Origin of the sequence: Acinetobacter sp. A2, assembly GCF_012371325.1 — a bacterium.
Classification (GTDB): Bacteria; Pseudomonadota; Gammaproteobacteria; order Pseudomonadales; family Moraxellaceae; genus Acinetobacter.
In genome coordinates this window covers 1-17,453 of record NZ_JAAZQX010000003.1, presented here as the reverse complement: position 1 = coordinate 17,453, position 17,453 = coordinate 1, and the positions used below count along the sequence as shown (strand labels likewise).

General features: G+C 40.5%; 14 protein-coding genes and 1 rRNA gene. 1 reads left to right on the top strand and 14 read right to left on the bottom strand.

All coding sequences use genetic code 11. The annotated features are described in order from the left end of the window. Positions 1 to 63 precede the first annotated feature (63 nt). The 6 genes from HHA43_RS01955 to HHA43_RS01930 form a co-directional block, all read right to left on the bottom strand. A complete protein-coding gene (locus HHA43_RS01955; RefSeq protein WP_168541597.1) occupies positions 64 to 1,980 on the bottom strand; it encodes a flagellar protein FilF in 1,917 nt (638 codons plus the stop codon). Positions 1,981 to 2,000: 20 nt separating this feature from the next. Continuing rightward, positions 2,001 to 3,323, bottom strand: coding sequence for a putative pilus assembly protein FilE (filE, locus tag HHA43_RS01950; RefSeq protein ID WP_168541595.1), 1,323 nt, complete (start codon positions 3,321 to 3,323; stop codon positions 2,001 to 2,003). Continuing rightward, entirely contained in the window at positions 3,317 to 4,981 is a 1,665-nt protein-coding gene (locus HHA43_RS01945; RefSeq protein WP_168461246.1) for an OmpP1/FadL family transporter, read from the bottom strand. Before HHA43_RS01945 ends, filE begins: the two co-directional genes overlap by 7 nt. Positions 4,982 to 4,993: 12 nt before the next feature. Further along, on the bottom strand, positions 4,994 to 6,136 hold the full coding sequence (locus HHA43_RS01940; RefSeq protein ID WP_168418798.1) for a hypothetical protein: 1,143 nt from the start codon (positions 6,134 to 6,136) through the stop codon (positions 4,994 to 4,996). Between the two features lie 46 nt (positions 6,137 to 6,182). Then, on the bottom strand, positions 6,183 to 7,016 hold the full coding sequence (locus HHA43_RS01935; protein WP_168541593.1) for a C39 family peptidase: 834 nt from the start codon (positions 7,014 to 7,016) through the stop codon (positions 6,183 to 6,185). Positions 7,017 to 7,209: 193 nt separating this feature from the next. After that, positions 7,210 to 8,229: a DUF6160 family protein gene (locus HHA43_RS01930; protein ID WP_168541591.1), complete on the bottom strand. Its 1,020-nt coding sequence runs from the start codon at positions 8,227 to 8,229 to the stop codon at positions 7,210 to 7,212. Between the two features lie 253 nt (positions 8,230 to 8,482). Between HHA43_RS01930 and HHA43_RS01925 the strand changes: the two genes are divergently transcribed. Next, positions 8,483 to 9,820 carry an anthranilate synthase component I family protein gene (locus HHA43_RS01925; RefSeq protein WP_168541589.1) on the top strand — a complete coding sequence of 446 codons (1,338 nt, stop codon included), beginning with the start codon at positions 8,483 to 8,485 and terminating at the stop codon, positions 9,818 to 9,820. A 77-nt stretch (positions 9,821 to 9,897) separates the two neighbouring features. On the opposite strand, the gene hisC is transcribed toward HHA43_RS01925, so the two are convergent. The 8 genes from hisC to rrf all read right to left on the bottom strand — a co-directional run bounded on the left by hisC (position 9,898) and on the right by rrf (position 17,301). Further along, the gene (hisC, locus tag HHA43_RS01920; protein WP_168541587.1) at positions 9,898 to 10,989 is read right to left on the bottom strand and encodes a histidinol-phosphate transaminase; all 1,092 of its coding nucleotides are present in this window, start codon (positions 10,987 to 10,989) and stop codon (positions 9,898 to 9,900) included. A gap of 181 nt (positions 10,990 to 11,170) precedes the next feature. Next, positions 11,171 to 12,475 carry a histidinol dehydrogenase gene (gene hisD, locus HHA43_RS01915; RefSeq protein ID WP_168541585.1) on the bottom strand — a complete coding sequence of 435 codons (1,305 nt, stop codon included), beginning with the start codon at positions 12,473 to 12,475 and terminating at the stop codon, positions 11,171 to 11,173. 179 nt (positions 12,476 to 12,654) lie between these two features. Further along, positions 12,655 to 13,362: an ATP phosphoribosyltransferase gene (gene hisG, locus HHA43_RS01910; protein ID WP_168418792.1), complete on the bottom strand. Its 708-nt coding sequence runs from the start codon at positions 13,360 to 13,362 to the stop codon at positions 12,655 to 12,657. After that, entirely contained in the window at positions 13,362 to 14,618 is a 1,257-nt protein-coding gene (gene murA / locus HHA43_RS01905; RefSeq protein WP_168418791.1) for a UDP-N-acetylglucosamine 1-carboxyvinyltransferase, read from the bottom strand. Before murA ends, hisG begins: the two co-directional genes overlap by 1 nt. A gap of 7 nt (positions 14,619 to 14,625) precedes the next feature. Next, positions 14,626 to 14,877, bottom strand: a complete 252-nt coding sequence (gene ibaG, locus HHA43_RS01900; protein WP_070155716.1) for a BolA family iron metabolism protein IbaG — start codon at positions 14,875 to 14,877, stop codon at positions 14,626 to 14,628. A 138-nt stretch (positions 14,878 to 15,015) separates the two neighbouring features. Then, the gene (hpf, locus tag HHA43_RS01895; RefSeq protein ID WP_096902101.1) at positions 15,016 to 15,348 is read right to left on the bottom strand and encodes a ribosome hibernation-promoting factor, HPF/YfiA family; all 333 of its coding nucleotides are present in this window, start codon (positions 15,346 to 15,348) and stop codon (positions 15,016 to 15,018) included. Between the two features lie 170 nt (positions 15,349 to 15,518). Next, the gene (locus HHA43_RS01890; protein ID WP_168541583.1) at positions 15,519 to 16,973 is read right to left on the bottom strand and encodes an RNA polymerase factor sigma-54; all 1,455 of its coding nucleotides are present in this window, start codon (positions 16,971 to 16,973) and stop codon (positions 15,519 to 15,521) included. A gap of 213 nt (positions 16,974 to 17,186) precedes the next feature. After that, a 5S ribosomal RNA gene (gene rrf / locus HHA43_RS01885) occupies positions 17,187 to 17,301 on the bottom strand. Positions 17,302 to 17,453 lie beyond the last annotated feature (152 nt).

Below are 17,453 nucleotides of genomic sequence, written 5' to 3'. Positions count from 1 at the left end.
CAAACAGTTAAAAAATAAGCCCATCGTCAAGATGGGCTTATTGTTTTCAACATGATGAAGCGATTAGGTACGGACTTTATTTGCCTGATCGCAACTTGCCACCGCCATACTTACGGTACCACCTTGAATTTTACTTAAGGCCTGATCAGCTTCAGAAGCTTGATTTGTGCTCTGATTCACGTAAGTCGCTAACTGTGCATTATAAATATTACTCCAATGCACCGTAGAACCACTAAAGTCTGACAAGGTGATATGAGTCGAATTTCCAGCCACCAAATTGCCAATATTGGCACGAGCCCCACCCACTACGATACTTTGATTGCTAGTCCCTTCCACCTGTTCAATTTTGGTATTTAAACCAATCACAGCTCCATCCAATTGCTGAAAACGTGAATTGGCCAATATCATACGCAACGTTACGGCCTTATTATCTACATCAGCTGTACCTAAAACTCCAATACGATGTTGAGTGATACCATTTGTATCTACCAAATTTGCTTCAGATTGACTCAGAGTTGCACACTGACCCGACATGTCTGTTTCCGTTGCATTTGCTCCAATATCTGTCCGAATATTGCCATGTTCATCCAGCACAATTCCCAGTTTGACTGGCGTAGCCGTGCTATTCGCAAAATTGAAAGTTAAGGTCGCATATAAAGGGAAAATATAAGACTCATCAACATTCACATTTTTCACGGTTTTAAAAACACGATTATCTAAAAAGTTCACTGGAAAAAATTTATAGGCATCAAATGAACCTTTAAACTGATCCGTCCCAATAGTTTGCTGCCACAAACCGTAATCGGCAGGATTTGCTGTACTTAATTTAGTCAGAAGTTTATAAAAGCCCTCTGTGCCCGCAATCAAATAGTCGTTATAGACTTTACCTTGAGTAATTTGAAAATCATCGGCAGTATTGGTGCTTACACTAAAACGGAATGGTTCTGTTATACGCTTGGTAAGCGGATCAACCCAAGTCGTTTGTGGAGCTGCTGTCATACGGTCAGGACGTGCGTTACGAATCAGGTCACCACTCACAGATAAGATTGGATTAGCACTACTTGCTGTTACAGCCCCTTTCCACTGCACGCCGTAACCGAAAGTATAACCTGCACGGTCCGTAATCAGCTGATATTGTCCAATTAAGTGCTTTAATGCAGGGGTTGCTGTCTTACAATCTGTTAAGTTACAACCATATAAACCTTGGGGTAATTGAGAATCTTCTTTAGCCAAAATTGGATAATTGGCTTGATACAATGCCGAATTATTCATATATACCAAAGTATTCAGGGCCTGAGATGCTGTTTCCTGAGAAATTGGGGACACATCTACCCAAGGACGTAAAATTAAAGCGTAGGCACCTGAACTAAAATCAGCAGCCTTAACAGAAGTGCCTATATCAGCCAATTGTTCTTTTTTCAGGGTTGAAATATATAAAGGTTGAATATCACCCGGGACAGATTTTCCTGTTTCAACAGACAAAGCCTGTAAAATTCTCACAATGGCAGTCGCCACTTGAACAGTATCATCTCTAGGATTATTTAAACTTGTGGCTGCTCGACCAGTTAAGCCTCTTGCCATATCCAACACGCTTAAACGTGGGAACCCTGCACCTGCCGCACTCACTACCCCAATATCTGCTAGTGATACTGTGCCCAAATCAATTTGCTGATTGGTCTTTTCCTGAATAAAGAAGTGTACTTTATCGCCTGCCTTACATTTTCCAGTAGCAGCATTACTCGTTGGCTCAATGAAGGTCATATAAGTTTTACTGGCATCACTACTACAGGTAAAGTTCAAACCATCAACTGGGTAATCCAACGCAAACTCGACACAGTCGGTAGTATTCGAGGCGCAACTTCCATTCACGTAGAGTACAGGGTTTGGTTCTGGATTAATGTTGGCACTTTCTCCACCGCAACCACTTAAAGCTGCCAGCAATGCCGTACTCGCAAAAGGTAAAATCTGTCTAATTTTCATCCTGAATTCTCTTATTTTTGTTAGCGTATCGCAATGAGTTTTAATTGTCCTTGGTTACTGAGCGCTCGATGTTCCATATCTACCGCAGAAGCCAATGGGGTTAAGAGTAAATAATGACTGTTTGCAGGCAGCTGAATAATACCTTCAATAACCTCATGGCGTAATCCATTGCTGGCAGTATCCTGATTTCTAAAGCCGCCAGCACCTTCAATCACACAACCTTTCTGATCTAGAAATACCACAAATGGCCAATAAAAAGTCGGATTATTTTGTTTAGTCGCATAAGAGTTGATTTGTATATTCTGAATTGAATCGGATACTTTGACCAACTCATAATCAAACTTTTCAGTAAGTGGCGCGCGCGGCCATAAGTTTAAATCCTGTTGTGCTTTTAAAACTTTGGCTTTGTTTTTTTTAGTTTCAGTAAAACAACTTTGCCCCAAACTAGCTACTGCTTCTGCATGGGACACACGATAATAGTCTGCTGCTAAAACAATTGCTTGTGGCTCAATTACTGGTTTCTTTTGGAAAATTTTTTGTAGAACAGAACGATTCACACCTCGTTCACGCTCAACCACCTGCATACGTGCACCACCACCATGCTTCGTATCAATTACCCCTTCAGGCATGCTGTAAAAACGCTTTTTCCCTTCTAAATTAAATTCTTGGTCTTCTAAATATTCACTCTTGACATATTTCTCACCCGCCATCTCCATAAAACCTGATGATGTCGCATCTGTTTCAGCTTTCGCCTCAACCACAATTGCAGACTGAGAAAGAGGTGATGCAGAATTTTCTTCCAAGCCGATTACACTCGATATTTTTGGCTTGGTTTTCGCAACATCTACGCTAGATGCTTTTACAAGCTTCTGTGTGCTTGAGGCTATGTCAGTGTTCTCTGCAATTAAAGATGGCTTGGATTGTTCAACATCTTGAGTTACGAGTACTTTTTGCTGCTGTTGCATCGTTCTTGCTTGCTGAACAACAACTTTAGAGCTTGGTGCAGTTTCTTGTATTTGCTCTTTGAGAGTCTTTTGAGCAGCATTTTCCGATGCACTTTTAAGTTGTGGTGAGGTGGCTGGTATCACTTGTTGTGTAGGCACAGCTTGAACAACGGGTTGAGCTGGTTTTTGCTGCTCTTTCTTTTGTTTTTGTGCTGTTTCCAGCGCGGCTATGGTTTTCTTTTTTTCTGCGGCATTACGCTGCACCACAATCGGACGACCATCTGGCCCAATAATGGTGTAAAACTGATTGGCGTAACACACCGATCCTGTGCTGGCGAGCAGCAACACAATCGACTTTGAAAATAAAGTCCGTTTTATTTTCTGTACTGAACTTACCATCGTGTTCTATAACTCAATCCAAGAATTGTAATTTTGGTATCTGTTTTTACGTTTAGCCCCGCATAAGGGTTTAATAACAAGTTATTCACACCTTCTTTGTTGGCTAAGCTACTGGTATTGGCAGGTATTTTGTCCTTACTCTGTAAAAAGCCAATCGATAAATCTAAATCTGTATCTGCATCAAAACGATAACCTACGCCCAAACCAAACAAACGCGCATTGTTGATAGGTACCATGGTGTTACGTTTATTATCAGGAATGGCACTGCCACGTGGTTCATAACCCGCACGTAGTTTTAAGCGATCGGTTGCTGAATATTCAACACCAATTCCCCAACTCCATGGCGACTGAAACTCAAGCGGCAAAGCCAAAGAGCTATCAGAAACATGTTCTGAAAGTAGTTTTGCAATTTTAAGGGCAGAAATTTGACGATCAAACTCAAATTTAAATTTATCCCAAGCTTTATAATCTGTCCAACCGACATCAAAATTCACCTGTAAATCAGGCATGACTTTGTATTTAATCCCCGCCTGAAAGTGCGCAGGATATTCAAAATCCATAGATACCAAACCAGATTCACTGGCTGGAATATAGCTTGGAAAGCCAAGAATCGCCGCTAGAATTTGCCCTGTCGGAGATGACATCAAACCATTGATTAACTCTCGTGGTGCTTTAGAGTTATCAATATGATATTTGCCTTTTAAACGCATTTTAGCGGCACTTTGGTACACCATACCAAAGCTAAAATCTTCAGTTGGTTCCCATAGAATCCCCAAGTTATAACTTGGGCTCAGACTCTGTTCGACTGCCAGTTGCATTTGTCCAAAGCGAGAAAAAGGGTTCATCCCTTCTTCAGCATTACAAATACCGAGCAATAAAATATCAGTAATAATGTCTGAGTTTTCTTTAAATGGGGTACAAACGACCTCATCCACCATACGCAACATCCCGATCAACTCATTCGGGAAACGTAAATCGGTGTTCATGGCAATGGCTTGATAAGACATACCAATGGAAGCCCCAACCGACAACTCATCATTCACTTGATAAGCGATGGATGGTGACAAATAAGTAATACGCTCTAGCGCTACTTGCTGCCCCATAAAATTACCTGGGTTACCATCTTCTGCGCCAAAGCCTGCAATTAAAGGCGCATACAGTGCCGTGGCAAAAGTCACTTTTGACCCTGGAGGATTATAGGCAATCCCATTGGTTGGAGCTGCCAACGGCATGCCCTTACCCAAATCCACAAACTTTTTCAGAATAGGCACATAAAGGGTCGGATACTCTACATCTGCCTGTACTGTCCCCTTAAAGTCGGTACAGAAATCTGCCATGATCTCTGGCCCATCATTACACACGACAGGGTCATCAGAGTATCCAAAAACATCATAACCAGCAGGTACAGAAAGCTCGCGCTGCACATCAAAATGTGCCAATACCCCTTGCACATCAGTTTGTAGACCTTCAATTTTAGTCAGTGCTGCAGGGTTAAAGTGAATCGCGCTAATACCAGGTGGATCGGCAGTAACTGCATTCCCCATGGTTAAAGAGCGAATATCTACAGATAAGTTTTGCCCAAGCTGCGCAAATGCAGCGCCCGAACAGCCCGACAGTAAAATAGCAGTCACTAACGGGCGAAGTCGTATCATTTTCATGCGACTAGCCTCTTAGCGAATTTTTTTACCAAAACCGAGAATATCTAATGGGAAAGACAAACCAAGTGACACGTCTGGTGCATCTTCAGTCAAACCAATACCCACCGTACCATTAACAATGGTTTCTGGTGATACACGCACCCCGAGTGAAATTGCTAAAGTTGAACTGGTTTGATCGGCTGGTGAATAACTTTCACCACCTTCATAAAAAAATTCAGAACCAGTATTAAAGCTTTGCTGATATGACATAGTCATAGACACATCGTAATTAAACGAGTAGGCAAAACCAAATGCAAAACCACCGCTAACACCCGGTTCAAACTCTTCAATAATGCGCCCACCACGAATTTGGTTTAAGCCACTTTCTTTTAAACCATAGTTGGCAGAAGCTGAGGCAAACAAGACTACAGGATCAATATATTTACGGGTACTTGCCCCAAAACCGACCGAGTAATAACCTTTCCCTGTAGCCAAATCTTTGACGGGGTTAATTTCATACGGGCTATCACCAGTCTTGGTCGAAAGGTTGGCAAATAAAATTAAAGGCAAACGACCTGCTTTAAGTGGGAACGGTTCCCAACGTGCGCCTAATGAAATATCCCCTAAACCTGCAGCTGTAGTATCTTTTAATAAATCTGTTTTTGCCACTAAAGGTAAAGATGCCGACAAGGTCAGATTGTCACGCAAGCCATACTGTGCTGTAAAGGTATTGGTTAAAGCATGAGAAGCATTTTCTTGTACACGTAATTGATATAATTGACCTTGTGCCATTTCAAGATCAAGTTGGGTATCACGATAATAGGTATAATCAATGTCGTAGTAAGATGAAATTTCACCTTGTTTCATCAATGAATATTGACGTTCATTTGAGGTAAAGACTTCTTCTAAGTTGGCCTCTTTGGTTGCATCACCCTCTTGTTGCTGCAATGCAGTAGAAGCGGCTTGCTCCCCATTTGTTGAAGTCACTACCGCCTCAGTACTGTTTGTTTCAGCTGTTGTGGCGGAAACTTCAGTTGTTGCTTCTGATACTTCAGCCTGTTGTTCAGCTGTTGTTTCATATTCCCCTAGCTGTGGCTCTTCTGCAGCATACGCTACCCCAATTACCATTTGGATACTAAGCGCCAATAAGGTTTTATTCATCCATTTACGTTCCATGATTTACCCCTTCCATTTTTTATTTTTGTATGTTGTGAACAATGTATTATTTGTTTTTGTAGTAGAGTCTTAAATAGCGATGCTCATACTGTCCATAATTTTCAGAATCTTTATTTAAATTACGCTCTAAACGTATAGTCGATGCTTTATCTGCAATTTTTTCCATGGCAAATTGTGGATATTGAATATCGACAAAGGCATAGCGATTCACAGTAGCATCCTCAACATGACGTAAATCTTTTTCATGTAATGCCAACATATTTTGTCGATGCTGAGGTGCTACATTAATTAAGAACAGGGTGTTATTTTCCCAAACGTCCTTAAATCGTTCTTCATCAAAACTAATATTGCCCAAAGCTGGGTCAGCCACATAAACCCGCCCATTTTTATAGGCTTTATACACCACAAAATGTTTAAAACCTGCATAAGAAATTGGTACGATTGCAGGCTGCCCTTGCTTGACTAAATCTTCAAATTCACCACGATACCCCCCACTCTCTAGCCCCAAAGCAGCAACAAAGCGCTTCATATCTAACAATGAAAAACTACGACGCTCGATAATTCGCTCATACTCTCCATAACGAAGTAAACCACTCATGGTCTGTTGTTCGTTCAGTTGTGTGCCAACATAACCATTGAGCAAAGTCGTTAACGCTGCAGAACCACAGCTATAGTCATAGGCTTGGCGTACAATGCCACGGAATTGATCTTCTAAAGCAGGTTTAATTTGCACAGGTTCTCTATGCATACGGGTAAATGAATTATTTCTAGAATCCAAAGTTTCTGTATAGTGCACAGCTTCTGGATGCTGTTCTTTTAAATCAAAGGCTTGTGTGGCAGCGTAATAGATCAATGCCGAGCCCAAAGCGATCTCTAACATATATTTTTACTTTTTAGTTCTCGGCAATACCTGCCTAATATTTTTATTTTTAGAGTTTTCACTCTACTTCCTTGTATTTAGAAAGATACTCGTTTTATAGAAAAAAAACAGTGCTTTCTTTATTTTTTTGCGAACTCATCAGTTTATTTGTAAAAAAAAGCGCGTGAATTCACGCGCTTTTTCAGTGTTTAAATTAGTGACCCGAAATGGTGATTTTTGCACCTTGTGTATAACCAGCAGGTTGCAATGTACTACCACCGTAATAAGTTTGTAAGCCTTGAACTTCCATATCACCAATAGAAGCAGCAGTCTTACTGCCTAAACGGATACCTTGTACATAATTATCTTTTGCACCACCATGGCTAATGATTTGAATATAGCCATTGTTTGCACCTTCCTTACCTATCACACTAATATCTTGCTTTAAGGTTAAGTCCGTAGAATTAGCATCTGCAAACTTAATACTTTCAATAAAGATTTCACCTGCTGCACGATTACCTACAGTACCATCACCAGTACCTTCTTTAGTAGAGTTATCTAAAATACCTAAGTTTGCAATTTCTAAACCACCCACCATTGTGGTATCAAGTTTAATCATGGCACCTTGTGGCGCTGCACCCAATTGAATATTGGCATCCATTTTACCTGTTTTTAACGTTAAGCCAGATAAAATTGCATTATAGTTTTTATCATCATTACCACGACGAATGCTCGTAGCACCTGCTACTGGCTTAGCATTCGATGCAGAGACACCAATTTCACCAATATTAATTTCAAGCCCAGCTACTTGAGCAGCTACGTTAATAAATGCACCACCATCAGCAGTATTACCAGCATCTGTATCAATGACTAAATCTGCTAAATTATGAGATTCTAATAAATATTTTGTCGGATTACTTAAATCAGACATATTAGCTTCAATCACTACACCATGATTCGCTGTTTTTCCTTCGCCATTGCCCTTAATTACGATAGCACCAGCATCTCCAGTACCACCATAACCTAGGTCACCAGCAGCACCTTTTGCAGCCAAACCATCATTATCATGGATTAAAAGTTTTTCGATTTCGATTTTAGAAATACCAATCCCGATGCTTAAACCATCTTGACCAGTAGTTGCGCTTAATGCAGTATCGTCCATTGCCTGCATTGCCATTGCATTTGTCGTTAACGCGATTGATGATACCAAAGCAAGTTTAGTAAATTTTTTCATCTTGTTACTCTCCCGAGAGTATTATTTTTTTGGTTTTACCACTCAGTGCCAGTGATTGTATTTTTATTTGATGAGGACAACACTGACACACATTCCTTGAGTAGCCGGTTTGCACATACAAAGGTATATCTGAGTTATTTTTTGTTCAACTGCTGTTGGTCGCAATCCACATCTTACCGACAAACGGTTATTTGCTTTTTATCTGCTGCAATCATGTAAAATAGCAGTTTTAATCTCTCAACCATTCTGCTTTATGTCCTATCCTATTCATTTTAAAAAATTATTATGTGATGCCAGTTTTTTAGCGGAAAGAATTTTGCAAGCACTTGCTGGGCTTTCACATAGTATTTATTTGCAAAATAATGGACAGTCACGGATTGCTTTTTTGGCAGAAACTTATTGTATTCAACAAAATCAGCAGCTTGAATTCTATGAAAAAACAGCATTAGACCAATATGCCCGTAGTGCCAATACACTAGATTTAACTGCATATCTTTCTCCATCAGCAACAGATACATCGGCTTTATGTAGTGTGATGGGCTTTGTCAGTTATGATGCTGCCGCCCAACAACACATTAATTTACAGGCACGTCAGCAACCCACATTATTTTTAGGTCAATTTAAAAGTTATTTACAACAAGAAGCGTCTGGTTGGTATTTTTATAGCTCAGATGAATCTGCTGCAGAAATTTATGATTTTATCGCACACCATATACTTCAAACAGCACCCGCCAAGCCTTTCCATCTCATGACGCCTTGTCAGGCACGCTGGGATTTCACCGACTATCAACAGGCATTTAAGCGTGTACAAGACTATATCGTGGCGGGTGATTGCTACCAAATCAATCTGACACAAGAGTTTACAGCCCAAGCTGAGGGTCCGCTTTTAACAACTGCCGCAGAATTCTGGCAACTGACCAATGCGCCTTATGCAGGTTATTTACGCATCCATGATTTTGAAATTCTAAGCTGCTCACCAGAGCTATTTATTGAATTTGAAGCAGAGCGGAAAATTACCACCAAGCCCATTAAAGGTACCACACCACGCTATGATGATCCACTTTTAGATCAGCAATCTAAACTTCAATTACAAACGTCCCAAAAAGATCAAGCTGAAAATGTCATGATTGTGGATTTATTACGTAATGATTTAAGTGTTTATGCCGAAACTGGTAGCGTAAAAACACCTAAATTATTTGATATTGAATCTTTTAATCAAGTGCACCACATGGTCAGTGAGATTACTGCAACCTTAAAAGCTGAGATTAATCCTTTTAATGTGTTGATGTCGGCCTTGCCCGGTGGCTCAATTACAGGTGCCCCTAAAATTCGGGCCATGCAAATTATAGATGAACTGGAAGGCGCGCCTCGTGGCGCATATTGTGGATCGATGGGTTATTTTGATGCCGATGGCACAGGTTCTTGGAATATACTCATTCGTTCTATTCAAAAATATCAGCAGGATGTTTCATTATGGGCGGGCGGTGGAATTACCATCGCTTCAGATTGTGAGGCAGAATATCAGGAATGTTTTGATAAAGTTTCGGCAATGCTCGACTTACTCAAAACATGGTACACACCTGACAAATAATACAATTCAATTAAAAAGCTGAATCACAAAAAAGCGAGTGGATGATTTGATCCACTCGTTTTTTATAATGCAAGCAATTAAGCCAAAATATCTTGTTTTAAGGTGTCGACCAAGCGCTGATTTTGTTGGTCTGTACCAATGGTAATACGTAGATATTGGTTGATTCTTGGCTTATTAAAATAACGCACAATAATGCCACGTTCACGTAATGCTGCAGCCAATTCACCTGCATCATGTTCAGGATGTGATGCGAAAATAAAGTTGGCACTTGATGGCAATATCTTAAAACCCAATACTGTTAAATCTGCAACCAATGTCTCACGGCTAGCAATTACTTTGTGGCATTGTGCCTCAAAATAAGCCTGATCTTCAAAGGATGCTACGGCAGCGGCTATCGCAAAACGATCCATTGGATAAGAGTTAAAACTATTTTTTACGGCTGCCAATGCGGCAATTAAATGTGGCTGTGCAATGGCAAATCCAACACGTAAACCCGCCAAAGAACGTGATTTAGAAGTCGTTTGACAGACGACTAAATTGTCGTACTTTTCCACTAATTTCACTGCAGATTCTGCACCAAAATCGACATAGGCTTCATCAATAACCACCACAGAATTTGGATTGGCTTGCAAAACTTCTTCAATGGCAGATAAACCTAAAGCAATACTGGTCGGTGCATTCGGATTGGTAATAATAATACCGCCATTGGCTTGCTTATAATCGGCGACTACAATTTCAAAATCATCATTTAGCGGCAGCACTTTGGTTTTTACCCCAAAGAACTGGCTGTAAACAGGATAAAAACTGTAGGTGATGTCAGGATAAAGTATCGGCAACTCTTGAACAAAAAATGCTTTAAAAATATGCGCAAGAACCTCATCGGAACCATTGCCCACAAAGACATTTTCAACAGCCACATGTTGCTGTTTGGCAATAGCTTGCTTTAGCTCGCTTGCATCTGGGTCAGGATATAAACGCAGTGCATCAGCCGAGTTTTCTAAAACCTGCTGTACCGCTTCCACCACTTTAGATGAGGGTGGGTACGGATTTTCATTGGTATTCAGTTTTAATAAATTTTGGATTTTGGGTTGCTCACCCGGTACATACGGCTCAAGCTCACGTACTTCAGGGCTCCAAAATCGCATTTGTTCTGTGGTGATATTTGACATCTTTATTCTCTTATTTCCCCTCTCCTAACCTCTCCCAAAGGGAGAGGAATCTCCTATAACCTACATATTGCTTTAGCGGACAACTAATTCTTTCAATGTAAGTTCCCTCTCCTGAGCAAGTTTTAAAGTACTGCTTTAAAATGAAGCGCAAGTGAGGGTTAGGGGGAGGTTGGCTTTTTATTTATGGTTGATAACGATAACGCGCTGATCTCGCATGCGCATCCAAGTTTTCCTGTTGCGCCAGAATATCAGCAGTACGCGCCAAAGATTTCACCCCATCTACCGAGCACATAATCAAGCTTGAGCGTTTTTGGAAATCATACACGCCAAGAGGTGATGAAAAACGTGCTGTACCCGAGGTTGGTAAAACGTGATTCGGCCCTGCACAATAATCACCAATCGCTTCAGGGGTATAACGCCCCATAAAGATTGCACCTGCGTGACGGATTTCCTCAGCCATCACTTGTGGCTCATCCATACACAATTCTAAGTGTTCAGGCGCAACCTGATTAATCAGTTCAATCGCTTCCTGACGATCTTTTACTAAAACCAATGCCCCACGATTTGCAATAGAAGTACGGGCAATTTCAGCTTTTGGCAAATTCGCCAAGTGCTGTTCAATCGCTTGTTCTACCTGATTCAGCAACTGTTCATCTGGTGTAATAAAAATAGATTGCGCCACGGTATCATGCTCGGCTTGAGACAATAAATCCATCGCCAACCATTCAGGGTTATTTTCCCCTTCAGCATAGACCAAAATTTCAGATGGTCCTGCAATCATATCAATACCGACTTGACCAAAAACAGCACGTTTCGCAGCTGCCACAAAACGGTTACCCGGCCCTGTAATTTTATCTACAGATGAAATGCTTTCTGTTCCATAGGCCAAAGCTGCAACGGCTTGCGCTCCACCAATGGTAAAGACACGGGTGACTCCTGCCAAATAAGCCGCTGCTAAAACCAGTGGATTCAGCTCGCCATTCGGTGCTGGTACAACCATAATAATTTCAGGCACACCCGCCACATGCGCAGGTATTGCATTCATCAACACCGAAGATGGATAAGACGCTAAACCGCCTGGTACATAAATACCTACACGATCCAAAGGAGTCACTTTTTGTCCAAGCGTATTGCCCAAGGCATCTACATAAGTCCAGCCGTCTTGTTTTTGCGCTTGGTGAAACTCACGAATACGTATCGCAGCCAATTCCAAAGCTTCACGGACTTCTATACTCAGACCATCAAAAGCAGCTTTGAGTTGTTCCTGACTTAACTCAAGTTCTGAAAACTGATGCGCTGGATGTCGATCGAACTGTTGAGTGAGTTTAAGAACCTGAGCATCGCCATGCTGACGCACATCAGCAATGATTTGATCTACAGTTTTTAAAAGTTCAGGATCACTGACAGTTTCAAAAGCCAACAAGTCTGCAAAGGCTTGTTTAAAGCTTTGATCTTGAGTCGATAAACGTCGCATCAATTTACCCACAAGGTTAGATAGAAAACTTTAGTTTACCTTGTTTCAAGGGCTTTGTGGGAATCTATGCATTGCGAAGCAAGCATGTTTTATGGAAATTCACGTTCAAAATCATTCAAGAATAGAATAATGGCAAACATGAAAAAACCGCCATTGAATGGCGGTTTTTAAGATTGATTTACTGTTTGTGATTAAGCCGACTGTTGTTTGGCTAACTCACGTTCTGCCACTGCTTTTTCAAGCTGTGCTAAAATTGGATTCAACAAATGCTGCTTACGTTTAAAACTGGCTTTATTCACAATCAAACGTGAAGATACTTTACAAATTTCTTCCAAAGGCTCTAAACCATTGGCACGCAAAGTATTGCCTGTATCCACCACATCGACAATGTAATCACCTAAACCGACCAATGGTGCTAATTCCATTGAACCGTAAAGTTTAATTACATCAACCTGCTCGCCTAAGCTCGCATAGTATTGACGGGTTAAATTCACATATTTAGTGGCAATTTTTAAACGACCTTTCGGGCGCTGCATACCAACTTTTCCAGCAGTCATCAATTTACAATTGGCAATTTTCAGGTCAAGCGGCTCATATACATTTTGCGCGCCATGCTCCATCAACACATCTTTACCTGCAACACCAATATCCGCCGCACCATTTTCAACATAAGTTGGCACATCTGAGGCACGTAAAATCAGAATACGCACCTGCTTGTGTGTGGTCGGGAAAATTAATTTACGTGACTTGTCTGGGTCTTCTAGTAAATTAATTCCCGCAGTTTCCAATAAAGGCAAAGTTTCTTTTAGAATTCGCCCCTTACTTAATGCCAAAGTTAAACCATGATCAAAATTACCCATTACGTCAAAATTAGGATCATCGTTTCTCATGTCATTCATCAATTTACTCGCTTAATTTGGGCGCCTAAACCTTGTAACTTTTGTTCTACATTCTCATAACCGCGATCAATATGATAAATACGGTCAATCAATGTTTCCCCTTCTGCCGCCAATGCTGCCAATACCAAAGAGAACGATGCACGTAAATCCGTTGCCATCACAGGTGCAGCAGATAATTTTTCCACCCCTGTCACGACAGCATCGTTGCCTTCCACCTGAATATTGGCACCCATACGTGACAACTCTGGGACATGCATAAAACGGTTTTCAAAAATTGTTTCAGAAATTGTAGCAAAACCACGTCCAATCGCATTCACAGCCATCAATTGTGCCTGCATATCGGTTGGAAACTCAGGGTGTGGCAACGTTCTAAAACTTACTGCTTTAGGACGTTTACCAGTCATATCCAACTCGATCCAGTCATCTCCACGAGTGACTTCTGCACCCATTTCTTCAAACTTGTCTAATACAGATTCCAATAAGGCAGGATCTGTATGCGTGGTTTTCACCTTACCGCCCGTAATTGCAGCAGCAGCTAAATATGAACCTGTTTCAATACGGTCAGCGACTACTGAATATTCACAACCATGCAAATGCTCAACACCAGTTACCACTAAAGTATCTGTATCTAGGCCTTCAATTTTAGCGCCCATCTTAATCAGCATTTGTGCTAAATCGGTAATTTCTGGTTCACGTGCAGCATTACGAATGGTAGTCACACCTTCTGCTAGCACTGCAGCCATGAGGATGTTTTCAGTCCCCCCCACAGTCACCATATCAAAAACCACTTCAGCACCTTTTAAGCGCCCGTTGACTTTAGCGTGCACATAGCCACTTTCAACTTCAATCTCAGCACCCAAAGCTTCTAGTGCTTTAAGATGTTGATCAACAGGGCGTGAGCCGATGGCACATCCACCAGGTAAAGATACTTTTGCACTACCATAGCGCGCCACCAATGGGCCAAGCACCAAAATAGAGGCACGCATGGTTTTTACCAACTCATACGGTGCAAACTGGTTATCAAGTGTTGAAGTATCTGCAATTACTGTGTCGCCTTCATAGGACATAGTAATGCCTAGACCCGCAATCAGCTTCACCAAGGTATTTACATCTTTTAAATTTGGAACGTTTTTCAATGTAATTGGCGTTTCTGCAAGAATCATTGCAGCAAGAAGTGGCAACGCTGCATTTTTTGCACCAGAAATACGCACTTCACCTTCGAGCTTTTTACCGCCCTGAATTAAAAATTTATCCATTAAATTATTAAGCTCCAAATAAGCTTGCTTTACGCCATTCTTCTTGTGTCATTGCACGAATTGTTACCGCATGAACTTCACCGCTGGCAATATAGCTATTCAATGGTGCATACACAGCTTGTTGACGAGCAACAGGACGTTTGCCATCAAATTGATTATCTACAATACGAAGATCAAACTTGCCGCCTTGCCCACTTACAGCAACTTCAGCCTCTGGAAAAGCAGCTTTTAAAATTTCAGTGAGCTGTTCACTATTCATCACAAAGACCTCTTATAGGACCAACGGTGTAAAAACCTGTCATTTTACTATAAATAGAAAAAATTATTCATTAATCGTATACATTATCGCAATAAAAAAAGAGGTTTATCAAAAACCTCTTTTAAAACCACCTTAAGGCTAAATCGCTAAAGGCTGGTAGTCCAGTTGCATCTTCCGATGCTTCTCTAATTGGCGTTTTAATTTTTCAGTCATCATCTTAATAGAAGTATACATATCATCCGCACAAGCTTGCGCAAACAGCTCGGTGCCGGGCAAGCGAATAATCGCTTCAGCAATATGATTGGCACTGCCTTTTTTAGAATGTTTATCGATTTGATGATCTTTACTTAATTTCACCTGCATACTATTGACCTGATCGAGATGTTTGGTCATTTGTGCAAACTTAAGTCGAATATTTTCTTCAATTGCAGGGGTGATAGCTAAGTGATGTCCACGAATTGTTATTTGCATAATTCTATCCCTCACCTTCATTAGGATTAGGAAGGCATAGTTCACATGATTGATTGCCAAATAACAGATCACTGTAGAGGTCACTTTAAATCATGTCTAACTATTCCTTCAAAGAAAAAAGATTCATTATTTAGTCATAATGAATCCTTAGAATAGACCGATTTTAAAAATTAGATCAAGACTTTTCGTTCAGAAGATGATGCAATATTTAATGACTCACGATATTTCGCCACCGTTCTGCGCGCCACATCAATACCTTCGGCTTTCAGCAAATTTGCAATTGTATTATCAGACAAAGGCTTACGCGGATTTTCCTCAGAGACGAGTTTTTTAATTTTTGCACGAATCGCAGTTGAAGATGCTTCTCCACCAGAACTGGTCGCAACATGACTTGAAAAGAAATATTTCAATTCAAACAATCCACGTGGAGTGAGCATATATTTATTGGTCGTTACCCGTGAAACGGTCGATTCATGTAATTCAACTTCATCAGCTACGTCACGTAAAATTAAAGGCTTCATGCCTTCTGCGCCAATTTCAAAGAATTCACGTTGATGTTGCACAATACAAGTCGCTACCTTTAATAAGGTTTTATGACGTTCATCAACACTTTTTATAAAGTTTTTCGCATCTAGCATTTGATTACGCAAATATTGATTATCTTCACTTTGATCTGCGCGTTTAATCATATTGGCATAAAAGGAATTAATTCTAAGCTTAGGCACAACATCTGGATTGAGTTGCACATGCCAATGATCCTGTTTTTTACTAACTACCACATCTGGAATTTGGTAGTCTGAATCCTGATCTTCAAATGCAGTACCAGGATGTGCTTGTAATGTTTTCAACAATGCCACGGCATGTTGTAACTGCGTAGCGTTCAAACCTGTTTGCTTCAGTAGTTTCGGCAAATCATTCGAGATTAAAAGCTCATAATGCTGCATTAACTGTAGCGCTTCCTGACGGTATGGCACATCTATAGCCAAACTTTCAAGTTGAATAGATAAACACTCAGCCAAATTCCGTGAACCAATCCCAATTGGATCTAAACGCTGGATATGTTTCAGCACCACTAGAACTTCGTCATCTTCCACTTCATCTTCGTAGTCCATAGATGCCAATAGATGCTGCACCGATGTAGTAATTTCCGATACTTCACAATCCAAAAAACCATTGTCATCCAAAGCATCGACAATACAATATGCAATTAACTGTTCAACTTGCGAAAAATGCAACAAATTAATTTGCGTATGCATGTGTTCTTTTAGCCCTAAGTGGCCTTGACGATTATCCTCTCGCTCTTCATATTCTGCCGCCCCTAAACTGGTCGGTAAGTGGGTATACACATCATCCCAATCCGTATCTACCGGCAAATCATTTGGCAAATGATCTGCATTTAGTTCTTTTGTTAAATCTTTCTGATCTCGCTCTTGGTCTTCGAGTGTTGATAAGCTTTCAATACTGCTTTGTTCTTCGATTTTTTCTAATAAAGGATTACTATCCAATTGAATTTGAACTTCTTGTTCTAACTCCAAGCTTGAAAGTTGAAGCAAACGAATGGCTTGTTGTAACTGCGGTGTCAGTGACAAGGAGTTTGCAACTTTAAGTCCAACCGATAACTTCATATCTTACTACTCTTTTAAAATAATTGATTTTCAACAACTTAATCCAATAAGCTCTAATAAGCAATTTTTATGCCGTTTTATAAGATATAACATAGATTTATTTAAAATCATAAATATTTTTTAATACGGATATTTTAGTAGTCTTTATTCTTAACATTTTATTTTATGCATAAAAAAACACCCTCAACGTTAGTTGAGGGTGTTTGAATAATGAGCTGGCGATGACTTACTCTCACATGGGTAACCCCACACTACCATCAGCGCGAAGAGGTTTCACTTCTGAGTTCGGGAAGGGATCAGGTGGTTCACTCTTGCTATTGTCGCCAGCACAACTGTTATGGACTTGTTCGGGTCTTAGTTACATTGCTTAAGCTCGATGCTTTCGCTTGTAATGCCTTACTTCGTTCCAAATGAGTTATTAACAGGTTGGCTATTGTATCTGAAATTTCATGTTCAGCAAGGGCTGAATCAAGATATTTG